Origin of the sequence: Cohnella ginsengisoli, from assembly GCF_029525555.1 — a bacterium.
GTDB lineage: Bacteria > Bacillota > Bacilli > Paenibacillales > Paenibacillaceae > Cohnella > Cohnella ginsengisoli.
The window spans coordinates 185,247-204,013 of the sequence record NZ_JAPDHZ010000006.1 but is presented as its reverse complement, the minus strand read 5'-3'; the positions used below and the strand labels follow the sequence as shown (position 1 = coordinate 204,013).

The window sequence follows — 18,767 nt, the reverse complement described above, 5'->3', positions numbered from 1 at the left end:
TCTCATCGATTGCTGGTTTTTATGCATGCGTATCGTCCTTCCGGTCGTTTTCCCGATCCGCACCCATTTGCATGTTCCAACCGTTTAGGGGTATGAATGTTTATAGAGAAATTCGAACGGGGAAGGGCGGGCGGACCGGCATGGTGCGTGTATTGGTGGTAGACGACGAGGCGAGCATCTCGGAAGCGGTCGCTTACGCGCTGGGGCGCGAGGGATACGAGGTCGATACGGCGGCGGACGGCGTCGAAGCGCTGGAGAAGGTGGAAGCAAGGCGGCCGGACGTGATGGTGCTGGACGTGATGATGCCGCGCATGGGCGGATACGAAGTCTGCCGCAAGCTGGACGGCAGGGATCGTCCCGCGATTCTGCTGCTCACCGTTAAAAACGATATCGTGGATAAGGTGCTGGGGCTCGAGCTGGGGGCGGACGACTATATGACCAAGCCGTTCGACATCCGCGAGCTCCTCGCGCGCGTGAAGGCGCTCGCCCGCCGAATGCAGGATCACGCGCCGCCCGCGGCGCCTGCCGCCGATGCGGAAACGGTGCGCCTCGGCGCGCTCGCGATCGAGTCGCTCTCGCGGACAGCACGCTTGGACGGACATGCCCTCGACCTGACGCCCAAAGAGTTCGATCTATTGAAGCTGCTCGCGGCCAACCCCGAGCGGGTGTATACCCGGGAGGCGCTGCTGGAGCTGGTATGGGACATGGACTTCGCGGGAGGGACGCGGACGGTGGACATTCACGTCCAGCGGCTGCGGCGCAAGCTCGGCGAGGCGCAGAGCCTCATCCAGACGGTGTTCGGCGTCGGCTACAAGAGCGCCAGGCCGTCCGAATGAGCCGCGGCGTGCGCATCGGTCTCCAGGGCAAGCAGTCGCTGCTGCTCGCGCTGCTGCTGGCCGCCGTCGTCGCCGCGCTCAGCATGCAGGTGCTGTCGGGCATTCGGGAAGACCAGAAGGATCGGCTCGAGCAAACCTTTGCCCGCCAGGCGGAGGCCGCGAATCTGCGCGTGCGCGACGCCTTCCTGACTGGCGAACGCGTCGAGGCGAAGCCCTTTATGGAGAAAAACGGACAGCGGCTGGCCGTCGACCTGGGCGAACTAAGCGGCATGCCGGTCACGCTCTACGATACGGACGGCGTCCTGGCCGGCACGTCGCTGCCGATCCAGCCGCGGACGGACGCGTCGGACGCGCTCGCTTATACCGCGCAAGGGATGTCCGCTTATATTACGGAAGGCGACGCGCTCTTATACCTCGCTCCGCTCTACAATGCCGACCAGTTGCTCGGCACGGTGCAATTTCACGCGTCGCTCGCCGATCAGAACGCGTTTTACGAGCGCATCCGCGATCTGTTCCTGTACGCGGGGCTCGCGGTGCTCGCGGGCGGCTTCCTCCTCGGCTATCTCTTCGTCCGCCGGCAGGTGAGCGTCATCCGCCGCTTGAACCGGGCCGCGCAGCAGATCGGACGCGGCGAGTACCTGTCCGCTGCCCCCGTGAGACGCCGGGACGAGCTGGGCGAGCTGGCCGACGGCATCTACGATATGAGCGGCAGCATTTCTTCATCGGTGACGCAGCTCAATGAAGAGAAGCGCAAGCTCATGGAGGCGATCGCGCGGCTGACGGAGCTTGAGCGCCAGCAAAAGCAGTTCATCGGCAACATCAGCCACGAGCTGAAGACGCCGCTGACTTCGATCCGCGCGTACGCGGATCTGCTGGAGATGTACGCGGACGACCCGGCGCTGCTCGGCAGGGCAAGGGAGCGCATCGGCACGGAGGCCGCGCGGCTGTATGAATTGGTGGAAAAGGCGCTGCAGCTGTCCGCGATGGACGTATACGACTTCGAAACGAAGGCGGAGCAGGTCGCGCTCGCGCCTCTGCTCCGGGAAGCCGCCGAGCGTATCCGGGTCAAAGCCGACGGCGCCGGCATCCGCATGACGTTGGATCTCCATGACGGCCACGTCTGGGCGGATCCCGACAATCTCATGCATATCGTGCTGAACCTGCTCGACAATTCGGTCAAGTACAATGTGCCGGGCGGCGCGATCACGCTAAGCAACCGGCAGGCGGACGGCCCCGGCGGCTCGCCTCGCATGATCGTCGAGGTCGCGGATACCGGGCGCGGCATTCCGCAGGACGCGCAATCGCGCATTTTCGACCCGTTCTACACGGTCAGCGGCGACCGTTCCCGCGCCACCGGCGGCACGGGCCTCGGTCTGTCGCTCGTCCGCAGTCTGGCGGAGAAGCAGGGCGGCGCCGTCCGGCTCGCCGAATCCGGCCCGGAAGGCTCCCGATTCGTGCTCGAGCTGCCGGTCCGGGAGCCGAAGCGCGAATCGTAAACGACGCACGGAATTGTTTACAACTTCGATACATGCCGGATATGGCTTCGATATATCGCGATTCTATACTGATCTCAAGACAGGGACGACGGACGCAGGGCAGCGCGGTATGGGCGCCTCGCCGCAGCTGCTCCCTGGCGAGATCCACATCAGTCAGGAGGACCTGTCATGCCGAACCAAAAAAGGAGAGATCGCCGTTAAGCTCACGCTTTTGCTCATGCTCGCATTGGAACTGACGGCCTGCAGCGCCAAAAACGGCGAGCCGGTCCCCGTCGACTCCGGCGCAAGCGCCGGACAGACGGACGATTCGTCCGCCGCGCAAGGCGCGGGCGGCGGCGATCGCAAGCTGACCGTCGTCAAGGAGACGGACGCGCCGAAGCGCGCCGACGTCGCGATCGAACGCATCCACCGCTTCGAGGGCGCGGCGATCGACGCCTGGCTCTCGGACGATGCGCTCCGGATCACGACGACGAAGCTCGAAAAGCCTGGCACCGATACGGAGGAAGCCAAGTTCACCTACACGCCCGAAACCGTCGATCTGACGAACGACGCTCGCCGGCCCGCCAAGGAGCTGGAGACGGAAGGAGACGCAGCTCCTCTCGTAAAGGAGTTGCCGTCTCCCGACGGCAAATTCGCCTTCGTGCAGCAGTGGAAGGATAAATATACGGCCCGCAACTTCGTCAAAAACGTCGCCACCGGCGGCATGACCGAGATCACGGGCGCCAACTATCTCGAGTCGGGCGGCTGGGTCGACGAAGGCACCTACCTCCTCGCGGCCGGCGCCATGGACGGACGCGGCGACATCCTGGCCGTCAAGACGGACGGCACCGTATCCAAGATGACGCTCGACGATCCCAAGACCGAGCAGTTCACGAAGTTCACGGCGTCGAACGGTATCGTCTACTACACGGATCAGGCTCAGAACCTGAAGACGCTGGCGTATGGAGCCGCTTCGAAGCCGACCGTGCTCGCCACCGGCGTATCCGGCTTCGAGGTCGCGCCGGACGGTACCAGAATCGCCGTATCGACGGGCCCCGGCCCGGACGGAACGGCCGCGCGTCTGCTCCTCTACGGCGTGGACGGACGCCAGCAAGGCTCTGCGATCGGCAAGGGAGATCTGATCCCTTACATGAGCTGGTCCGCCGACGCCGTGAAGCTCGCCTTCGCCGTATACGCGGAAGACCGCAGCGGCATGAACGGCGTCTACCTGTTCGACGCGGCTTCGGGCATGGTCGTGCCCGTCGTCCCGAACGCTTTTCCCCAATATCCGCTCAGCTGGAATCCCTCCGGCACGAGGCTAGGCGTCACGGCCGCGGGCAAGGGCGACCTGCCCGTCACGGAAATCATCGATTTTAAAAAAACAACAAACCCCTTAAGGAGATGGAACACATGAATAACAAGATGATGAAAAAATCGGTACTCGGCGCGATGGTGCTCGGCATGACGATCACGGGCGCGGCAGGCGTCTACGCAGGCACGAATATGCAAAAAATCACGGCCTTCCTGAACAGCGGCATCGGCATCAAGGTTAACGGCTCCGCCTATGCACCGACGGACGCGAACGGCAACAAGCTCACCCCGATCACATACCACGACACGACGTATCTCCCGGTTCGCGCGCTGGCCGGCGCCCTGGACGTCCAACTGACCTTCGACCCGAAGACGAATCAGGTTGTGATCACCACGGCTAAGCCGAATACGCCTCCGCAATCTGCGGATCTGGCCAGCATCGGCTATACCACGGCGCAAATTAAGGAGATTCAGACGGCGTTCGCGGCATTCGACGGTTTCACGACGCCGTACATGCCGACGCTGATGGCAGCGAACGATACGTATAAGCAAGCTTCCGCGACCGGCGACGGCGTGAACTTCGTTTTCTCGCACATGGTCGTCAACGTCTCTCCTCGCGATTATTCCTTCGAGTACGACGGCACGAACGTGACCCTGTCGAACGGCGCCCAGGCCAAGTGGTATAAGCCGTCCGACACCGACATGCTGACCTTCAAGCTCGACGACCGCTTCGTGACGCTCAGCTCCATGGACGGCTCGCTGTCCAAGGCGCAGCTCGAGAAAATCGCCGTCGGCGTCGCCAAGCAATCCGACAGCACGGCCGGTCTGGCCATCGTCTCGTACACCGATGCGCAGTTTAAAGCGATCAAGACCGCCTTTGCCGGGTTCGACGGCTTCACGACGGCTTACGCGCCGACGCTCATGGCCGGCGACGACGCCTTCAAGCAAGCCGCGGCGACCGGCGACGGCGTGAACTTCCTCTTTTCCCACATGACGGTCGGCGTATCGCCTCGCGATTACTCGGACGGCTACGACAGCACGAAGGTCACTCTGTCGAACGGCGTTCAAGCCAAGTGGTATAAGCCTTCCGGCACCGACATGCTGACCTTCAAGCTCGACGACCGGTTCGTGACGATCAGCTCCCCGGACGGCGCGCTTAACAAGGCGAAGATGGAGCAGATCGCCGTCGGCGTCGCCAAACTGAAATAAGGCAATCATTTTAAGGAGGCCGCATCATGAAGGCATCTTTCAAAAAAGGCATCCTACGGCTTCGTGCTGGCCGGCGTGCTCGTACTCGCCGCATGCAACGCCGCCGGATCGGCTTCTTCTTCCGGAAACGACGCGCCAAGCGCATCGCCTTCCGCTTCCGCATCGGCATCGGCTCCCGCTTCGCCTTCGGCTTCAGCCGGCAGCGGGACCGATGCGGCGGCCTCCCCTTCGGTCGGCGCGCCGGCAAGCGAATCAGCCTCGGCCTCGGCCGCGCCGACCAAGATCTCCGCGGAGGTCGCGGCTCAGATTAAAGAGCTGATGAAGCTCGCCAAAGAAGGCAAGGCGCCCGGCATCAAGTACGTCGTGCACGATTCGCTCATCGACGACGTGCGGGACGACTGGGGCAAAGCCGACTCGGACGACATGGCGGGCAAGGGCTTTTACGCCGTGTACGGCAAGCACCATGCCGTATTCGGCTACAACAAAGGCAGCCAGCTCTTCGATATCCGCTCCAGCGACGCCAAGCTTCAGAAGCTGACGCTGCTGCAAATCGAGCAGACGCTCGGCAAGCCGTCGTCCACGACCAAAAACGGCGACGACACGATTTACGTCTACGAGACCGGCAAGGAATTTCAGCTGAAATTCGTCATTCCGAAGTCTACGGGCAAGGTCGATCATATCTCGGTCTTCTCGAAGACGGGATCGCGCAACAATATGGCGGGTTAACGTCCCCGCTCATTGGAGAAGCCGCCGGGCGAATGCCCTGGCGGCTTTTTTAATCGTTTTGCGAATAAAACAAAGACGCCTATCGCGCAAAAGTGTCAGACGTCCGTACCGGTCCTCATCGCCGCCGCCTTTCCCCACCGATCTCCCGGCTTTCCCGCGAACTGCTTGAACACATAGTCCCAAGGCACGGTGACGGCGACGACAGCGGCAAACGCGCAGGCGAACACATTCTCCGCGATCGCGTCGGTCATCTGGCCTGAGGACCAGGCCGGGAGCGCCACGACCAGCAGCCAGATCGCCTTCCACAGCATCTCCCATAGCAGCACGGGCAGCATTCGCAAGGGGTAACGCAGCCCAAGCAGCGCCAGCAAGCTCAAAGCCGCCTGCATGCATGGGACCACGCCGTCCATCAGCTCCCTTTGCGGATCCGGATGAGCCATCTGCCGAATGAAGTCCGGCCACATAAAAAAACGCAAGACCGACGGCGACAAATAAATAACCGGCTCTCAGCAAATACAGGCGAAACGGCGATACTTCCCTCATGTGCGCGTCTCCTCGTCTTCTTGTGATTTTTTCATCGCGTACGCTCGCAACCCCTCCGGCGCCTAGACCTCGGGTTATCCCACTTCTTGAAGAACCTTCTCGATCGTTCCGACGCGCGTCTTGAGGTCCGAGAGCGACGCCTCGATGGAAGCTAGCGCGGTCGCGGCCTCCATCTGGCCCGCCACGGCCCGCTCCGCCAGCTGTCGATAAGCCTCGTCGTTCGCGAACCGCAGCTTCGCTTGCTGGATGGCCGAGAAATACCGCATGCCGAAGATTAGCAACAGCGTCGCGAGCGGCAGGCAAATCGTTAACAAATACATACTTCCGGACATGGTGCACCTCTACTGTTCAGATTGGTCGGTCAGCGACTTCGCCGCCTGCGCGATGGCCGCCGGCGTGAGTTCAAGGCCGAAGTCGGTCACTTCGAAGAAATTCAGCGCCTTGCCGTCGGGAGACAGTTCGAGCTGGCTGACGACGAGGCCGGCAGCCTCAAGCTTCTGCAGATGCAGATGCAGCAGCGGACGGCTGATCCCGATCTCGCGCGCGAGCTGGCTGACATAGTTGCGTCCGCCGGTCGCCAGCGCGGCTACGATCCGCAGCCTGTGCGGATTGGCAAGCGCCGACAGCATCGCAAGAACTTCGTCTCCCCCCTGGGTTAACATTATTGTTTTTCATGTGTAAATAATAACTTACAGGTGTAAGAACGTCAAGCGATGCTTCGAACGCACAGAAAAAAAGACCAAGCAGCTTGTGCTCGATCCTTTTTAACGTCGCGCGTCAAGAGCCGTGTAGCCGGCTCCTGTTCTTTTCTAACGTCTAGGCGAGCTCGCGCTTTTCAGACCAAAGCGCGTATCCCAGCCAGGCCAGTCCCAACCCCATCGGCACTGCCGCGAGCCGGCCGAGCTCGTGCGGGAGCACGGCGGCGGCCAGAGAAGCGACGGCGCCAAAGGCGAGCAAGCCGGCCGCCCCGCGCGATAGAATGCCCGCGCGGAACGTGGCGATGCCGAACAGCAGACCGCCGAGCAAATACGCCACGGCCGAGACCGGTCCCGCGGCGGCAAGCGCGCCCAGGTCAACCTCGCTGCCCGCTCCGCTTGAAAGCCCCAGGAATCCCTCCACGATCTTCGGCGCGTCGGTCGCGAGCAGCGGCAAGATAAAAGCTTCGATGAAGGTAAGCGCCATAAGAAGCGCAAACTCGAGGCTGAACAGGAGATAGCCGGCTAAGCCCAGCCATCCGGCCTTCTCCGCTTGCCTGGCGTAGATCCCCGTCATGCCGATCAAGGCGAGGAGACTCATCAAGATGGTTAAGTAATGGGCAATGGCCCATGCGTCGGTAGTGACGGACGAGAGAACATCGGCCGGGTGAATCATCTGGATGACGATGAACAGAATCCCTGCCAGCATCGCCGCCACGCCTGACCAACGAATGAGGCCGGGGGCGGTGATCTTGTTGCTTCCTGCGGTCGTGCGGATTGCGTTCATCGATTCGTCTCCTCTATCATCGAAGTCGTATAGTCTGTCTCTATCTTGAACGCAGGCTCGTTCGCACGTTCGGAGCTCACCCCGACGACGGAAATCAACGGCAAGCCCAGATCGCGTATATTCCTGAGCAAGCCATGAAGAGCCGCCTGATCGGCCACCGGGCCGCGGAGGACGGTCGTTCCGTTGCTGTCGCGGGTAAAACTTAACCCTTCGAACCGATCTCCCCATCTGGGATCAAGATGTCCTTTTACGCGAATCTCGTACCGTCTTGGCTCCCCGTCGCTCTCCGGAGATCCTTGTGACCCTTTCATATTTGCGCTTCCTCCTTTGTGCTTCCGCTAAGGTTAAGATACATGCTCGCGCGAGGAGTCCGCATCACCACAAGTGGTGATTTATGCAGCGCAAAAAAGCCCCGCGCCGGCCGCTAAACCGACCAGGAACGGGGCTATAACGAGACGCGAATGCGCTAGTCTAAATCGAGCTCTTCCGCCCGGCGAACGGCCGCGCGGCGGTTGTTCACCTCAAGCTTGCTATAGATATTCTTCGTATGGGATCGCAGCGTGTTCAGAGAGATATGGAGCATGCGGGCCATATCCGGACCGCTCAGTTCGGTTCGGAACAGCCGAAGCACCTCCAGCTCCCGATCGCTCAACGGCTCGTGCAGCGCCTGCTTGTGCGTCGCTCCGCGCTCGGCTCTGCCGAACGCGGATAGCAGCCGGCGGATATAACCGGAGGAGACTCCCTGTTTTAAAGCAGCTTCAAGCAAGGCGGCCATGGGCGGGCCTTCGTCCGCAAAGACGCGGACGTAGCCTTCCGATTCGGCTAACGCCAAGGCGCGTTCCAGCGGCCCAAGCGCAGCAGGACGGTTACCTCGGGCATCGTGAGCCATCGCCTGCAGGATCAGAATCTCGATCGAGCTCCCCCGTTCTCCCGCCTGCCTCCGCCGCTTGGAGCAAGCGTTCCAGCAGCCTCGATGCCTGACTGATCGAACGGTCCGCGCGATCGCGCCGATACTTCGCCAGGAGCGTCCTGGCGAGCGTGACGTGCTCGAACTCACGCAGATAGGACAGCTCGTCCTCGTCGGACAATCTCTGCTCCCGCACCCAATCGAGGGCATCGTCCAGCTTCCCCATCCCGAGCCAAACCCGTGTTTTCATCGCCGAGACCGGACGCACATTGGGGAAAAAGTGGCCTTTATACAGCCGCTCCGCCTCTTCGAGAAGAGAGAGCGCGCCGCTTAGATCCCCGTTCGCCTCCGCGATCCGGGCCATGGCGACGTGCCAGCGCGAGCCGACTTGCGGGCGAAGGGCGCGCTCGCTCAGTTCCTTGCTTGTCGACAGGCGGTTCAGAGCGGTTGGAAGATCGTTGCGCTCGCGGTCGAGCTCGCTCATCGCCACGTAGATATCGATCGTCCCCCGCGACAGACGCTCGCCATGCGCCTCGGCCAGCTCCAATCCGCGCTCGTAGACCCGCATCGCTTGCCGCAGCCGCCCTTGCGCGATCCGGATATCGGCCAAGGCGGTCGCGCCCCCCGATCGCGTCCGAGATAATCCCGGCAAGCAGCACGCCGGCCATGCCCTCGTCGAACATCCGGTACGCGGTCTCGAGATCGCCGCTCGTCCACGCCGCCAGTCCCAAGAGCGCTGCCGCAGCGCCGCGCCGAAGATGGTCTCCCTCCGGCACGAGCTCGAGGACCCGCCTGGCCTGTTGGATCGCTGCCGGAATATCGCCTAGCACCTGGGCAAGCGCGGCGCGATATCCGGCGATCGTGCCCGGAAGATGACGGAACTCCTCTTCGTCCACGACGACCCTGTCGGCCATGCTGACGGGACTCGCGGTTGTTTCCAGCCAGCGTTCCGCGTCCCGAAGACGCGCCTCGACGGCCCCGAACTCCCCGCCCGCCATTAACGCCCAGGCGAATTCGACGCTCAGGACGGGTCTGCGGCGTATCAGCTCGTCGGGCAGCGCTCTCAACCAGCCCGATACCACGAGCCCTTGTCTAAGTCTCCGCATCTCAGGCCAGGCACGTTCGATCAGGTCTGCCGCTCGCGCGACATCGCCCCCCCGCCAAAGCGTGACGAATCGCGTCGGCCGCCGAGCCATGCTGTTCGTACCACAGACTTGCGCGCCGGTGCAGCACGGCCGCCCGATCCGGCTGGTCCGCCTTTAAATGGACGGCTAGCACCTCGCCGAAGAGTTGATGGTACCGATACCACTCGCGCCTGTCGTCCAGCGGGACGACAAAAAAATTGCCTTTCTCCAGCGCTTCTAACCGCGCGCTGCCCTCCCCTTCGCCGGTGACGGCATCGCACAGCGGCCCGGACAACCTCTCGAGTATGGACGTTTGTAGCAGAAAGCGCCGCATCGATTCCGGCTGATGGCGCAGGACCTCCTCGACCAGATAGTCGATGATGTACCGGTTGTCCCCGGCGAACGCCCGAATAAATGCCGGAATGTCCTCGCGCCCCCGCATGGAGAGCGCAGCCAGCTGGAGCCCCGCGATCCAGCCCTCGGTACGGCTCTCCAATGCGGTTATCTCGTTCGCCGATAGCGCCAGGCCCATCGCCTCGTTGAAGAATGCGGCCGCTTCGGCGGCGGAAAAGCGCAGGTCCGCGGCACGCAGCTCGGTCAAGTCGCCGCGTACGCGCAATCGGCTTAACGGCAGCTGCGGATCCTCCCGGGTCGCGATGATCAGGTGCATTTGCGGGGGGGAGTAGCTCAAGCAGGAAGGCAACCGCATCGTCGACCGGTTTCGCGCGGATGACATGGAAATCGTCGAGAACCAGAACGAAGGGGGTCGGAAAGACCGCGACCTCATTCAGCAGGACGTTCAGCGCGGTTTCGACGGACGACGGTTGGGAGATGCGCGGGAGGCCTCCGTCTCCTCCGATAGACTCGGCCATCCTGTTCACCGCAGCGACGAGATGGGCCAGAAAACGCGCGGCATCGTTATCCCGTTCGTCCAGGGAGAGCCATGCGACAGGACGGCCGCATCCGGCCGCCCACTCGCCGATTAGCGTCGTCTTGCCGAAACCGGCGGAAGCGGAGACAAGGGTGAGCTTGCGGTCCAGACCGTCGTTTAATCGCTCGAACAGACGCGGTCGCTGAACGGTCTCGGACCGGGACACGGGGATATACAGCTTCGTGGTTAGGATCTGCGCATTCATGGTTGAATCGGTTTCCCCATTCTATCGGTTCATATCCAATAGGATAGCTTGAACGGCTTCTTTTCTCCACTGCAAGTTATGCCTGCCAGCGCCACTGCGAGCTGCGGGACGACGGCCAGGAACTTTTCTCCATACATGCGCGTCTAACCATCATATGGAAAATAGGAATGAATCCCGCGCATGGAGGATGCCGCTATGAAGTGGACTGTGCTGCTTTTCTTCGTGCTAGCGACGGCTCTTACGGGATGCAGCAACGACAAAAAGACGGAAAACGTCTTTCAACCGTTGCCGCCGACCCCCGAATACATCGTAGTCGTCAAAAAACAAACGCCGAATGTCGTCCTAGGCCATAGGATCATTCAAAACGAGGAAATGGACCCGATCGTCCAGCAAATAAATGAATCGCATCCGTCGGTCGCATTTAAGAGCTGTCCAGCTTCGGTGAATTTCTTCGACGTCCTTTTGCATTATGCGAACGGTTCTACCGACCGAACCTTGAAGGTGCTGCTCTGTCCGGGCACGGTCGATCAATTAAGCGGAGTCGTCATGGAGCCGGGCGTTCTTTTTTAGCAAGCTGGATCAATTGTTTGAGCCATGACCATTTCCGGAGGAAGGTCCATGTTTAAATGTGCCGTTTTCACCCTAATCGCCCTGATTCTGTGCTGCACGGCTTGCGCCCCTTTGTTCGGATCTTCCAAGAAGGGGATCATGCTCGAGCAGCAAAGCCTCGTGAGATGGAATGCCGAGGAAAATACGCTGGAGGTGTACGCCGCGATCGCGAACCAGGCCGATGCGGACGCTTCTTTTAAAGCCGCCATCGTATTCCTAAACCCGCCGTTGCGCGATGCGGTCGGCTTGGATCGGGTCGAAGTGACCGAGGACGATAGAAACGGAAAAACGCCATTTTTGTTAAAGCCTTATACGGAGACCGTGCTGAAGCACACTTTCGCTACGGCGGGGCAGTTGGAACGAGCATGGCTGTCCAAAGGCGTCGGCATCGAAATAACGACGAAAGGGAAGCGCATGACGCTTCCCATTAAATACGGAGAAATCGGGTGACGGCCTTAAACGGACGCCTTCCCTAAGGCGTCACCGTCTCCTCCCGTCCCGAAGCGCCCGAAGCATAGATCGCCCGCACGACCGCGATCGCGTGCCAGGAGTGCGCGAGCAAATCCGCCGCGTTCCGCCGTCCTTCGATACAGGCGATCAAGTCCTCGAGCTGCAGGACGAAAGGCGACTCCTGCGCCTCCGTCTCCACCCGCTCGTAGTCCCCGCCGCGGCTGATCCAGAGCGCTTTGCCCGTCTCGAGCCGCAGCATGCCATCCGTGAAGACGAGCTCGGTCTCGTTCCGCGCATATCCCTTGTAGCCCGACAGCGAGATCGTAGCCGGCAAGCCGCTTCGCAAGCGCAGAAACGCCATGCCGCCTCCCTCGATATCGCCCTTCTCCCCTGGCCGCTAACCGAGGCCGAGACCTTGTCCACCTCGGACCCTGCTAGCCAGGTGATCTTGTCGATCGAATGGGAGCCCAGATTCATCAGAATGCCGCCTCCGGCGAGCGATTGCTTGAAAAACCAGGACGGGCGGTCCTCCCGGAAATAGTAAACGTTGCGAACGTCGTTGACCATGACCAGCCGGCCCAGGCTGCCTTCCTCGATGATCCGCTTGGCCGCCCGGTTCTCCGGAATATAATGCTGCGTATGCCCGACGAGCAGCGCGGACCCGCTTCGCCGCGCCGCCTCGACGATCTCGTCGCACTCTTCGACGTCCAGCGCCATGGGCTTCTCGAGCAGCACATGGCAGCCTTGCGCCAGGCAGAACATAGCCGCCTCCTTGTGCAAATAATGCGGCAGCGTGACGATGGCGATATCCGGCCGCTCCCGGACGATCATCTCCCGATAGTCGGTGTACGGAGCCGCTCCGTACTTGCCCGCAAGCGCCTCCGCGCGCTCACCGACCAGATCCGCCACGGCAGCGCTTTGAACCTGCTCCATCCGGGCGATCGCCTCCAGATGGGATTCCGCGATGGCGCCCCCGCCGACGACCGCTACACGATAAACCATGCTATTACTTCATGCCCATGCGCCGCCCACCGCTTGCCGAGCGTTCCGCCTATCTGCCCCGATCCGATCGACGCGATTTTCATTTCGCCACAGCCTCCTTATTCAATAGCTCTTGGTAAAAGTCCAGCTTCTCCTTCGTCTGCCCGATCACGTCGGCCAGCGCCCGGTACTGCGCCTCCATGCGGATCAGATGCTCCCCCCCAGTATGCGCGTCCGGCTCTCGATCGCCTCCCGGTCCTCGCCGCTCAGCGGGAACGCGGGATTCGCGAAGCACCTTCCTTCCTGCAGAAAAGCCTTCATCTCCTCCAGCGCGAGCCCCGTCCGCTTCAGGCAATGCAAAGAGGACAGCCGCTTCACGTCGTCCTCGCTGTACGACCGCAGCCCTCCCGGGCTCCGCTCCGCCGGCTTCGTCAACCCGATCTTCTCGTAGTACCGGATCGTATCGATGCTGAACCCGGTCAGCTCCGCCGCTTGGCCGATCGAATACATCCGAACGCCTCCTCTCGTCTCGCTATGCCTATTGTAGAGTCTGGAGCCAACTCCAGGTCAATATTTAGTTGTTTTGCAAGACGAAGATATCAAGCACGATTCCCATATGGTAATATCTAGTTGGAAAACGCAGTTTTTCTATTCACCTTTGGTATGGAGAGGATCTGTCGGATGAGACGAATAGGGTTGGCCGGATTTACGATTGTTTTAGCATTGGTCTTTTTCACGCAGAGTTCTGCGACGGCAGCCTCGGCGGTCAAAAAATCGGGACAGGCGCAGACCGTGCAGGTCGACCCGATGACCGTTACTCAAAAACTTAAACTCAAGGACGACCGGGGAAAAAACTGGGTACTCAAAAACGCAAAAAGAATACAGACTGAAATGGTCTCTTGAGGATTCTAGCCCTTATCAGAATTACGAGGCTGACTTCATTGCAGGCGGCAATCGAATACTGGTCACCTCCTTCGACTCCGCGATGTCGATGGACCTGAATGGAAACGTCCTCTGGGAGATGCCCTTGCAAATTGATTTCAATCGTACCCGGACAGTCGGAGCAGACGGAACGGTCTATTTTCTAAATGAAGGAGACGGTCATATCGGTCTGTCGGGAGAAAGGGACGAGACTTTGCTGCTGCTTAGCGGCATCGAGCGAATCGGCGTCCAGGGCACGCATGTGAGCATTCCGTCCGTAACCGTCCAAAAGGTCGTAGACAAAGGCGGATTTGTGCTGGGCTATCCGAATGCCGGCGATGCCAACGGCAATCTTTTGCTGCTGACGACGGAAGGTCTTACCTCTTACAAACCGGACGGTGCCGTTCGCTGGAATTTGTCTCGATTCACATCTGGCGGCCATACCTACCAAGCCGCGAATCTCTTGGATCTCTTTTGCGATGGAAAGGGCTTTACTTATCTTCATTTTGACGGCGCGCTGCTGCAGATCGATCAGCAAGGCGTCGTCCAATGGTCGGCTGCCGTACAGCCCGATGTCGGTTATTTTATATGGGAGGGCTACCTGATCTCGCATAAGTTCGACTTCAGTACACATAAGCGTACCCTCAAAGCCTATTCTTTTGACAAAAACGGCCGGCTCTCTCCTTTGACTGACAAGAAGATGCTTTATCAGTTCACGGCGGGCGGTCCCCTCGATCAGTCCGGAGGCTTTTACGAGCTGGATGAACCTACGAATACCTTGACGGACAAAGACTGGGCAACCGGAAAAACCAAATGGCGCTTTCAATTGTCCAAGACGGATATAGCCAGAGGTATTAGCCTGGCTTCGTTCACGATGCGTTCGGACCGGAGCGGCAACGTCTACTTCAGCGCCAACGTCGGCAACGTCTATTCGTTTGACTCGCATGGCAAACCCCGCTTTACGGTAACGATGGACAATGGAACGATTGCCTTCCCGGATATCGTTCCCGTCTCTGACAAGCTGACCCTGATCATTAATGGCAACCAAATCGCCTGCATTGAAAAAATCGTTTAATCTTGAAAGGCGAAGAGCCCACTCCGATTCGCATTGGAGCGGGCTCTTTGTCCATATGTGATGAGAAATTCGTTCATGGCGGGATGCCGGCCAATTGAGGTATGGACGCCGACGTTTACCGCTTGACCTTGAACCGCTGGATCGATGCGCTGAGCTGCTCGGCAAGCGTCGCCAGCGTCTGCGAAGTTGCCGCCGTCTGCTCGGCCGCGCCGGCGGATTCTTCGCTTGCCGACGCCACGTGCTCCACCGACTTCAGCACCTCGTTGGCTTGGGCCGATTGCTCCTCGCTGGCTGCCGCGATTTCCGTGACTTTTTCCGAGGTCCGCTGGACGGTATCGATGATCTGGTCGAAGGCTTCACCCGTTTGGATCGACGAGGCGACGCCGTCCGCGACCGCGCGCACGCTCTGCCGGGTGCTCTGCTGAATGCCCCGGATGATCGCCGTGATCTGCTTGGTAGCTTCGCCGCTGCGCTCCGCCAGCTTGCGCACTTCGTCGGCGACGACCGCGAACCCGCGTCCTTGATCGCCGGCCCTGGCCGCCTCGATCGCCGCGTTCAGCGCGAGCAGGTTGGTCTGGTCGGAAATATCGTCGATGACCTCGATGATCTCGCCGATCTTGTTCGAGTCCGTCTCCAGCTTGTTCATCTGCGAGCTGACCGCGTTCATGCCGGCGATGGAAGCGCGGACCACGCCGCCGCCCGTCTTCGCGATGTCGAGCGAACGGTTCGACAAATCCGCCGCTTCCTCCGCGTTGAGCGCGACCGAATAGATCGCCGCCGACAGCTCCTTAAAGAGATGATTCATCGTCAGCGAAGCATCGGCCTGGCTGGCGCTGCTGCCGGCGATCTCCTCCGTGCTCGCCGAGATCTGCTGCGAAGCGGCCGACACGTTGTGGGCGGAAGCCGACGTCAGTCCGATCAGCTGCCTCAGGCTGTCCGTCATAACGTTCAGCGATGCGACCATCTCGCCGATCTCGTCTTTGTTCCGGATGCGGAGCTCGTCCGCGGTCAGATCTCCGCTCGCCACGCTTCCTAGCGTGCGGGTAACGAGACGGACCGGACCGGATATGCTGCGCGTCATCGCATAGGCCAGGGCCAACGTCGCCGCGAGCGCGATGCCGCTGACCACGAACATCAGCGTCTGCGCATTCTGCTTCGCGTTTGAAGCCCTCTGAGAGGCATCGCTTATAATCTTTGCGATATCCTGCTCGATCTTGCCGTGCGTCTCCCGGAAATCGGCGAACAGCGCCTTGCCGTCACCGACCTTCTGCTGCGCTTCCTTGATGTTGCCGGCACGCACGAGCGCAATCTGCGCCTCGAAGTATTGCTCGATCGCCTCGATTCTCGGCTTCGCTTCGTCGATCAGCGCCTTCATCGTAGGATGGTTCGGGAGATGACCGTCGATATCGCGCAGATCGGCTTGCACGCCCCGTACGCCTTTCTGGTAAGTATCCAGATATTTCTCGTCGCCGCCGATCAGAAAAGCTCTCGTCGCCGTCTCTTCGTTGACGAGCGAGGTCATGAGATTGGAAGCGGCCATCGAGACGGGAATCGCGTCCGTGACGATATTGTTCGTCTGGTCTTGGATTTTGTTCATCCCCTGCAAGCCGAAAACGGCGACAAGAACCAGCAGGATCAGGACAAGGAGGTAACTGGCGTACATTTTCTTCGCAACGGTGATCTTCATAGGTGCACTTCCTCATTCGGATTGGTCATAAAGTACTACATTTATGATAAAATCCGACAAAGCCTTTGTAACCGCAATTTCATTGCGTTACCGCGCATTTTTTTTGCGGGGGTGATAGCCGCTTCTTCTATTCAATCAACTCCCTTGCTTGGCCTGGCGTCTGCCGCTGCTGCCCGAACGAATTCGCGAATAAGCGGGTGCACGATCCCCTTAAACGCAGACCGCTCCGGCTGGAACAGCGTGCCGAAGCAGAAGGGATGTCCATCCAGCTCCATGATGCGCGTCTCTCCGTCCTCATCGACCCCTGTGATGCGGAATCCAGCCTGCGATACTTGCGCTGCGAACGCGGGATTGAGCCCGTAGTTGCAGATACCATATTGCTCGATCGTCTCGTTTGTGCCGTAAGCGGAAGCGGTTCGGGATCCGGGCGTCAGCAGGAACCGGTGCGTGTGCTCACGGAAAGCGCACGACAACGGCGTGACGAGCAGCATCGGGCTTTCGGGATGGATCTCTGCGTGGTCGGCCGCTGCCAAGCCCATGACGTCCCGCGTGAATTCGATGATCATATGCTGAAATCCGCCGCAGGTACCAAGTATAGGAACCCGGTTTTCGCGGGCATAGCGAATACTGTTTAACGCGCCTTGCATGCTTGCGTACGGACTCGCCGGGGCGATCCATTAACGTTTCCAAGCGCAAATTATGGTAGATGTTAGGCGATTGCCTGTTGCTCGTCAAGCGTCTTTATATCTATTCAAATTTGAATAGAAAATATATAATGGACATGACTGATTAGGAAAGCGAGCTGATACGATTGTCGTCAGTGAGATTACTCGTTTTGGGCACGATCCGGAGACGGGGGGTCACGCACGGTTACGGCGTTCATCAGGATCTGACCGCCTGGCGGGCCGAGACCTGGACAAATATCAAGCCTGGCTCGATTTATCATGCAATGGATAAGCTGGCAGCCCAAGGCCTGATCCGGGCCGAGGACTCGGGCGATCCCGTCAAGCGCGGGCCTGCGAGGACCGAATACACGCTGACCCCGGATGGCGAAGCGGAATTTAAGACGCTGCTCGAATCGGCGCTGAAAAGCAACGAATTTCAGCAGATGGCGGCGGGCATTGCGTTTATGGAGACGCTGTCCCGGACACAGGTCATCGCGCTGCTTGAGGAACGGCTGGCCGCGCAGGAAGCATCCGCCGTATTTCTGCGGACGCTGCCGACCGAGTCTCAACCGTCTGATCCATCCAAACATCCGGAGCTTGTCGGCATGTGGGCCGGTTATATGGAACACGCCGTAACGGCTACCAGACGGCTGCTGCAGTCGCTGCATGATGGAAAATATACGTTTGCGGATGACGTGGAATAACTTATGGGGAAGGGAGCGGGAAGATGATCGAAGTTGCCATGCACGACGGCCATCCGATACAAGTCGAGGTCGAAGGGGACGGGCCTGCCATCTTATTACCGGTGAATCCCTGGCCGTTAGAAGGGCCGAAGGCGGAAGAAATGCGCAAATGGGGCACGGACCCTGCACTCGGACGAACGTTGATTGACGGTCTTCGCGACCGATATCGCGTCATTGCCTTCGACTACGAAGGCCACGTGCTTAGCACGCCGAAGCAGGATACGCTGACGCCGGGCAATGTGGCGGCAGACTTTCTCGCCATCGCGGACGCTGCAGGTGCGGCTCGTTTTGCTTACTATGGCTACTCCTGGCTGGCGCTTGCCGGCATGCAGCTGGCCCTGCGCACTGACAGACTCTCCGCGCTGATCATGGGCGGCTATCCTCCCATAGGCGGCCCGTATCGGGAGATGCTGCAGGTCACGCAGGCCACGTACGCCATGTCGGGCGAGGGCGGGAGTATCGCCGATGGCTGGGGCGGAAGCTCTGCAGATGCTTCCTCCTGGGAGGATTTTGATTGGTCTACCGTCGAGGTCGCTATGAATCGCGATCAGACCCGGCAGTTCGTCACGCTGTACGAGGCGCTGCAAGACTTCGACGATCGTATGGCACAAGCGCAGATTCGTATGCCGCGTCTCTGCTTCGCTGGCACAAACGATATCATCGCGTACGGAGACGCCTTCGGCGGCGTCACGGTCGATATCGCCGGCGCCTTCGCCAGCAACCGCGCAGCTCTTGAGGCATTCAGCTGGGAAGTCCGAATGCTCGAGGGGCTCGACCATACCCAAGCCATGCAAGCTGCCCAGGCGCTGCCGCTTATCCGATCGTGGCTCGACGCAAAGCTATAATTAGGCTGCTGCCATAGCGGCGATTCATACACCGTGACGGGG

General features: G+C 60.3%; 27 protein-coding genes. 12 read left to right on the top strand and 15 right to left on the bottom strand.

The genetic code is table 11. The features are described 5' to 3' along the window. The first annotated feature begins 140 nt into the window (after positions 1-140). The 4 genes from OMP38_RS27460 to OMP38_RS27445 all read left to right on the top strand — a co-directional run bounded on the left by OMP38_RS27460 (position 141) and on the right by OMP38_RS27445 (position 4,831). Positions 141-836, top strand: a complete 696-nt coding sequence (locus OMP38_RS27460; protein WP_277567925.1) for a response regulator transcription factor — start codon at positions 141-143, stop codon at positions 834-836. Continuing rightward, positions 833-2,332: a sensor histidine kinase gene (locus OMP38_RS27455; protein ID WP_277567924.1), complete on the top strand. Its 1,500-nt coding sequence runs from the start codon at positions 833-835 to the stop codon at positions 2,330-2,332. Before OMP38_RS27460 ends, OMP38_RS27455 begins: the two co-directional genes overlap by 4 nt. A gap of 109 nt (positions 2,333-2,441) precedes the next feature. Continuing rightward, positions 2,442-3,725 (top strand): TolB-like translocation protein, encoded by a 1,284-nt coding sequence (locus OMP38_RS27450; RefSeq protein WP_277567923.1) that lies wholly within the window; start codon positions 2,442-2,444, stop codon positions 3,723-3,725. Beyond that, on the top strand, positions 3,722-4,831 hold the full coding sequence (locus OMP38_RS27445) for a hypothetical protein (RefSeq protein WP_277567922.1): 1,110 nt from the start codon (positions 3,722-3,724) through the stop codon (positions 4,829-4,831). The genes OMP38_RS27450 and OMP38_RS27445 overlap by 4 nt, the downstream gene beginning before the upstream one ends. A 53-nt stretch (positions 4,832-4,884) precedes the next feature. Here OMP38_RS27445 and OMP38_RS27440 read toward each other — a convergent pair whose 3' ends face one another. Next, complete coding sequence (locus OMP38_RS27440; RefSeq protein ID WP_277567921.1) at positions 4,885-5,112, bottom strand: hypothetical protein; 228 nt, start codon at positions 5,110-5,112, stop codon at positions 4,885-4,887. Positions 5,113-5,149: 37 nt separating this feature from the next. Between OMP38_RS27440 and OMP38_RS27435 the strand changes: the two genes are divergently transcribed. Then, positions 5,150-5,557, top strand: coding sequence for a YjgB family protein (locus OMP38_RS27435; protein ID WP_277567920.1), 408 nt, complete (start codon positions 5,150-5,152; stop codon positions 5,555-5,557). 95 nt (positions 5,558-5,652) lie between these two features. Here OMP38_RS27435 and OMP38_RS27430 read toward each other — a convergent pair whose 3' ends face one another. The 8 genes from OMP38_RS27430 to OMP38_RS27395 all read right to left on the bottom strand — a co-directional run bounded on the left by OMP38_RS27430 (position 5,653) and on the right by OMP38_RS27395 (position 10,304). Next, the gene (locus OMP38_RS27430; RefSeq protein ID WP_277567919.1) at positions 5,653-6,048 is read right to left on the bottom strand and encodes a hypothetical protein; all 396 of its coding nucleotides are present in this window, start codon (positions 6,046-6,048) and stop codon (positions 5,653-5,655) included. 126 nt (positions 6,049-6,174) lie between these two features. Next, the gene (locus tag OMP38_RS27425; RefSeq protein ID WP_277567918.1) at positions 6,175-6,432 is read right to left on the bottom strand and encodes a hypothetical protein; all 258 of its coding nucleotides are present in this window, start codon (positions 6,430-6,432) and stop codon (positions 6,175-6,177) included. A 9-nt stretch (positions 6,433-6,441) separates the two neighbouring features. Then, a complete protein-coding gene (locus tag OMP38_RS27420) occupies positions 6,442-6,729 on the bottom strand; it encodes an ArsR/SmtB family transcription factor (RefSeq protein WP_277567917.1) in 288 nt (95 codons plus the stop codon). 187 nt (positions 6,730-6,916) lie between these two features. After that, positions 6,917-7,582: a hypothetical protein gene (locus tag OMP38_RS27415; protein WP_277567916.1), complete on the bottom strand. Its 666-nt coding sequence runs from the start codon at positions 7,580-7,582 to the stop codon at positions 6,917-6,919. Beyond that, entirely contained in the window at positions 7,579-7,893 is a 315-nt protein-coding gene (locus OMP38_RS27410; RefSeq protein WP_277567915.1) for a hypothetical protein, read from the bottom strand. Before OMP38_RS27410 ends, OMP38_RS27415 begins: the two co-directional genes overlap by 4 nt. A gap of 155 nt (positions 7,894-8,048) precedes the next feature. Then, complete coding sequence (locus tag OMP38_RS27405; RefSeq protein ID WP_277567914.1) at positions 8,049-8,471, bottom strand: LuxR C-terminal-related transcriptional regulator; 423 nt, start codon at positions 8,469-8,471, stop codon at positions 8,049-8,051. Beyond that, complete coding sequence (locus tag OMP38_RS27400; RefSeq protein ID WP_277567913.1) at positions 8,449-9,099, bottom strand: tetratricopeptide repeat protein; 651 nt, start codon at positions 9,097-9,099, stop codon at positions 8,449-8,451. The genes OMP38_RS27405 and OMP38_RS27400 overlap by 23 nt, the downstream gene beginning before the upstream one ends. Positions 9,100-9,596: 497 nt before the next feature. After that, positions 9,597-10,304, bottom strand: a complete 708-nt coding sequence (locus tag OMP38_RS27395; protein ID WP_277567912.1) for a winged helix-turn-helix domain-containing protein — start codon at positions 10,302-10,304, stop codon at positions 9,597-9,599. Between the two features lie 43 nt (positions 10,305-10,347). On the opposite strand from OMP38_RS27395, the gene OMP38_RS27390 reads away from it, so the two are divergent. From OMP38_RS27390 to OMP38_RS27380, 3 genes are all read left to right on the top strand, one after another. Continuing rightward, positions 10,348-10,599 (top strand): hypothetical protein, encoded by a 252-nt coding sequence (locus OMP38_RS27390; protein ID WP_277567911.1) that lies wholly within the window; start codon positions 10,348-10,350, stop codon positions 10,597-10,599. Positions 10,600-10,944: 345 nt separating this feature from the next. Next, positions 10,945-11,319: a hypothetical protein gene (locus tag OMP38_RS27385; RefSeq protein ID WP_277567910.1), complete on the top strand. Its 375-nt coding sequence runs from the start codon at positions 10,945-10,947 to the stop codon at positions 11,317-11,319. Positions 11,320-11,457: 138 nt separating this feature from the next. Further along, positions 11,458-11,808, top strand: coding sequence for a hypothetical protein (locus OMP38_RS27380; protein ID WP_277567909.1), 351 nt, complete (start codon positions 11,458-11,460; stop codon positions 11,806-11,808). A 22-nt stretch (positions 11,809-11,830) separates the two neighbouring features. On the opposite strand, the gene OMP38_RS27375 is transcribed toward OMP38_RS27380, so the two are convergent. The 4 genes from OMP38_RS27375 to OMP38_RS27365 all read right to left on the bottom strand — a co-directional run bounded on the left by OMP38_RS27375 (position 11,831) and on the right by OMP38_RS27365 (position 13,299). After that, the gene (locus tag OMP38_RS27375; RefSeq protein WP_277567908.1) at positions 11,831-12,007 is read right to left on the bottom strand and encodes a hypothetical protein; all 177 of its coding nucleotides are present in this window, start codon (positions 12,005-12,007) and stop codon (positions 11,831-11,833) included. Continuing rightward, positions 11,956-12,810 carry a Gfo/Idh/MocA family protein gene (locus tag OMP38_RS27370; protein WP_277567907.1) on the bottom strand — a complete coding sequence of 285 codons (855 nt, stop codon included), beginning with the start codon at positions 12,808-12,810 and terminating at the stop codon, positions 11,956-11,958. The genes OMP38_RS27375 and OMP38_RS27370 overlap by 52 nt, the downstream gene beginning before the upstream one ends. Beyond that, positions 12,795-12,893 (bottom strand): NAD(P)-binding domain-containing protein, encoded by a 99-nt coding sequence (locus tag OMP38_RS35175; RefSeq protein ID WP_338130672.1) that lies wholly within the window; start codon positions 12,891-12,893, stop codon positions 12,795-12,797. The genes OMP38_RS27370 and OMP38_RS35175 overlap by 16 nt, the downstream gene beginning before the upstream one ends. Before the next feature lie 103 nt (positions 12,894-12,996). After that, the gene (locus OMP38_RS27365) at positions 12,997-13,299 is read right to left on the bottom strand and encodes a MerR family transcriptional regulator (protein ID WP_277567906.1); all 303 of its coding nucleotides are present in this window, start codon (positions 13,297-13,299) and stop codon (positions 12,997-12,999) included. 186 nt (positions 13,300-13,485) lie between these two features. Here OMP38_RS27365 and OMP38_RS27360 point away from each other — a divergent pair, with 186 nt between their 5' ends. Both OMP38_RS27360 and OMP38_RS27355 read left to right on the top strand, forming a co-directional pair. After that, a complete protein-coding gene (locus tag OMP38_RS27360; RefSeq protein WP_277567905.1) occupies positions 13,486-13,692 on the top strand; it encodes a hypothetical protein in 207 nt (68 codons plus the stop codon). A 331-nt stretch (positions 13,693-14,023) separates the two neighbouring features. Next, a complete protein-coding gene (locus OMP38_RS27355; RefSeq protein ID WP_277567904.1) occupies positions 14,024-14,785 on the top strand; it encodes a hypothetical protein in 762 nt (253 codons plus the stop codon). A 115-nt stretch (positions 14,786-14,900) separates the two neighbouring features. Here OMP38_RS27355 and OMP38_RS27350 read toward each other — a convergent pair whose 3' ends face one another. Both OMP38_RS27350 and OMP38_RS27345 read right to left on the bottom strand, forming a co-directional pair. Continuing rightward, a complete protein-coding gene (locus OMP38_RS27350; RefSeq protein WP_277567903.1) occupies positions 14,901-16,472 on the bottom strand; it encodes a methyl-accepting chemotaxis protein in 1,572 nt (523 codons plus the stop codon). Between the two features lie 131 nt (positions 16,473-16,603). Next, a complete protein-coding gene (locus OMP38_RS27345) occupies positions 16,604-17,146 on the bottom strand; it encodes a glutamine amidotransferase-related protein (RefSeq protein ID WP_277568389.1) in 543 nt (180 codons plus the stop codon). A gap of 146 nt (positions 17,147-17,292) precedes the next feature. On the opposite strand from OMP38_RS27345, the gene OMP38_RS27340 reads away from it, so the two are divergent. Together OMP38_RS27340 and OMP38_RS27335 are read left to right on the top strand one after the other, a co-directional pair. Next, a complete protein-coding gene (locus OMP38_RS27340) occupies positions 17,293-17,841 on the top strand; it encodes a PadR family transcriptional regulator (protein ID WP_277567902.1) in 549 nt (182 codons plus the stop codon). Between the two features lie 23 nt (positions 17,842-17,864). Then, positions 17,865-18,725, top strand: a complete 861-nt coding sequence (locus tag OMP38_RS27335) for an alpha/beta fold hydrolase (protein WP_277567901.1) — start codon at positions 17,865-17,867, stop codon at positions 18,723-18,725. Positions 18,726-18,767: the final 42 nt, after the last annotated feature.

Bases quoted from the DNA above. Each gene is read 5' to 3' on its own strand.
- OMP38_RS27335 (WP_277567901.1), top strand. From the start codon at position 17,865: ATGATCGAAGTTGCCATGCACGACGGCCATCCGATACAAGTCGAGGTC.
- OMP38_RS27420 (WP_277567917.1), bottom strand. From the start codon at position 6,729: ATGCTGTCGGCGCTTGCCAATCCGCACAGGCTGCGGATCGTAGCCGCG.
- OMP38_RS27385 (WP_277567910.1), top strand. From the start codon at position 10,945: ATGAAGTGGACTGTGCTGCTTTTCTTCGTGCTAGCGACGGCTCTTACG.
- OMP38_RS27415 (WP_277567916.1), bottom strand. From the start codon at position 7,582: ATGAACGCAATCCGCACGACCGCAGGAAGCAACAAGATCACCGCCCCC.
- OMP38_RS27445 (WP_277567922.1), top strand. From the start codon at position 3,722: ATGAATAACAAGATGATGAAAAAATCGGTACTCGGCGCGATGGTGCTC.
- OMP38_RS27350 (WP_277567903.1), bottom strand. From the start codon at position 16,472: ATGAAGATCACCGTTGCGAAGAAAATGTACGCCAGTTACCTCCTTGTC.
- OMP38_RS27460 (WP_277567925.1), top strand. From the start codon at position 141: ATGGTGCGTGTATTGGTGGTAGACGACGAGGCGAGCATCTCGGAAGCG.
- OMP38_RS27365 (WP_277567906.1), bottom strand. From the start codon at position 13,299: ATGTATTCGATCGGCCAAGCGGCGGAGCTGACCGGGTTCAGCATCGAT.
- OMP38_RS27370 (WP_277567907.1), bottom strand. From the start codon at position 12,810: ATGGTTTATCGTGTAGCGGTCGTCGGCGGGGGCGCCATCGCGGAATCC.
- OMP38_RS35175 (WP_338130672.1), bottom strand. From the start codon at position 12,893: ATGAAAATCGCGTCGATCGGATCGGGGCAGATAGGCGGAACGCTCGGC.
- OMP38_RS27425 (WP_277567918.1), bottom strand. From the start codon at position 6,432: ATGTCCGGAAGTATGTATTTGTTAACGATTTGCCTGCCGCTCGCGACG.
- OMP38_RS27390 (WP_277567911.1), top strand. From the start codon at position 10,348: ATGGAAATCGTCGAGAACCAGAACGAAGGGGGTCGGAAAGACCGCGAC.
- OMP38_RS27455 (WP_277567924.1), top strand. From the start codon at position 833: ATGAGCCGCGGCGTGCGCATCGGTCTCCAGGGCAAGCAGTCGCTGCTG.
- OMP38_RS27380 (WP_277567909.1), top strand. From the start codon at position 11,458: ATGCTCGAGCAGCAAAGCCTCGTGAGATGGAATGCCGAGGAAAATACG.
- OMP38_RS27405 (WP_277567914.1), bottom strand. From the start codon at position 8,471: ATGGCTCACGATGCCCGAGGTAACCGTCCTGCTGCGCTTGGGCCGCTG.
- OMP38_RS27410 (WP_277567915.1), bottom strand. From the start codon at position 7,893: ATGAAAGGGTCACAAGGATCTCCGGAGAGCGACGGGGAGCCAAGACGG.
- OMP38_RS27435 (WP_277567920.1), top strand. From the start codon at position 5,150: ATGAAGCTCGCCAAAGAAGGCAAGGCGCCCGGCATCAAGTACGTCGTG.
- OMP38_RS27450 (WP_277567923.1), top strand. From the start codon at position 2,442: ATGGGCGCCTCGCCGCAGCTGCTCCCTGGCGAGATCCACATCAGTCAG.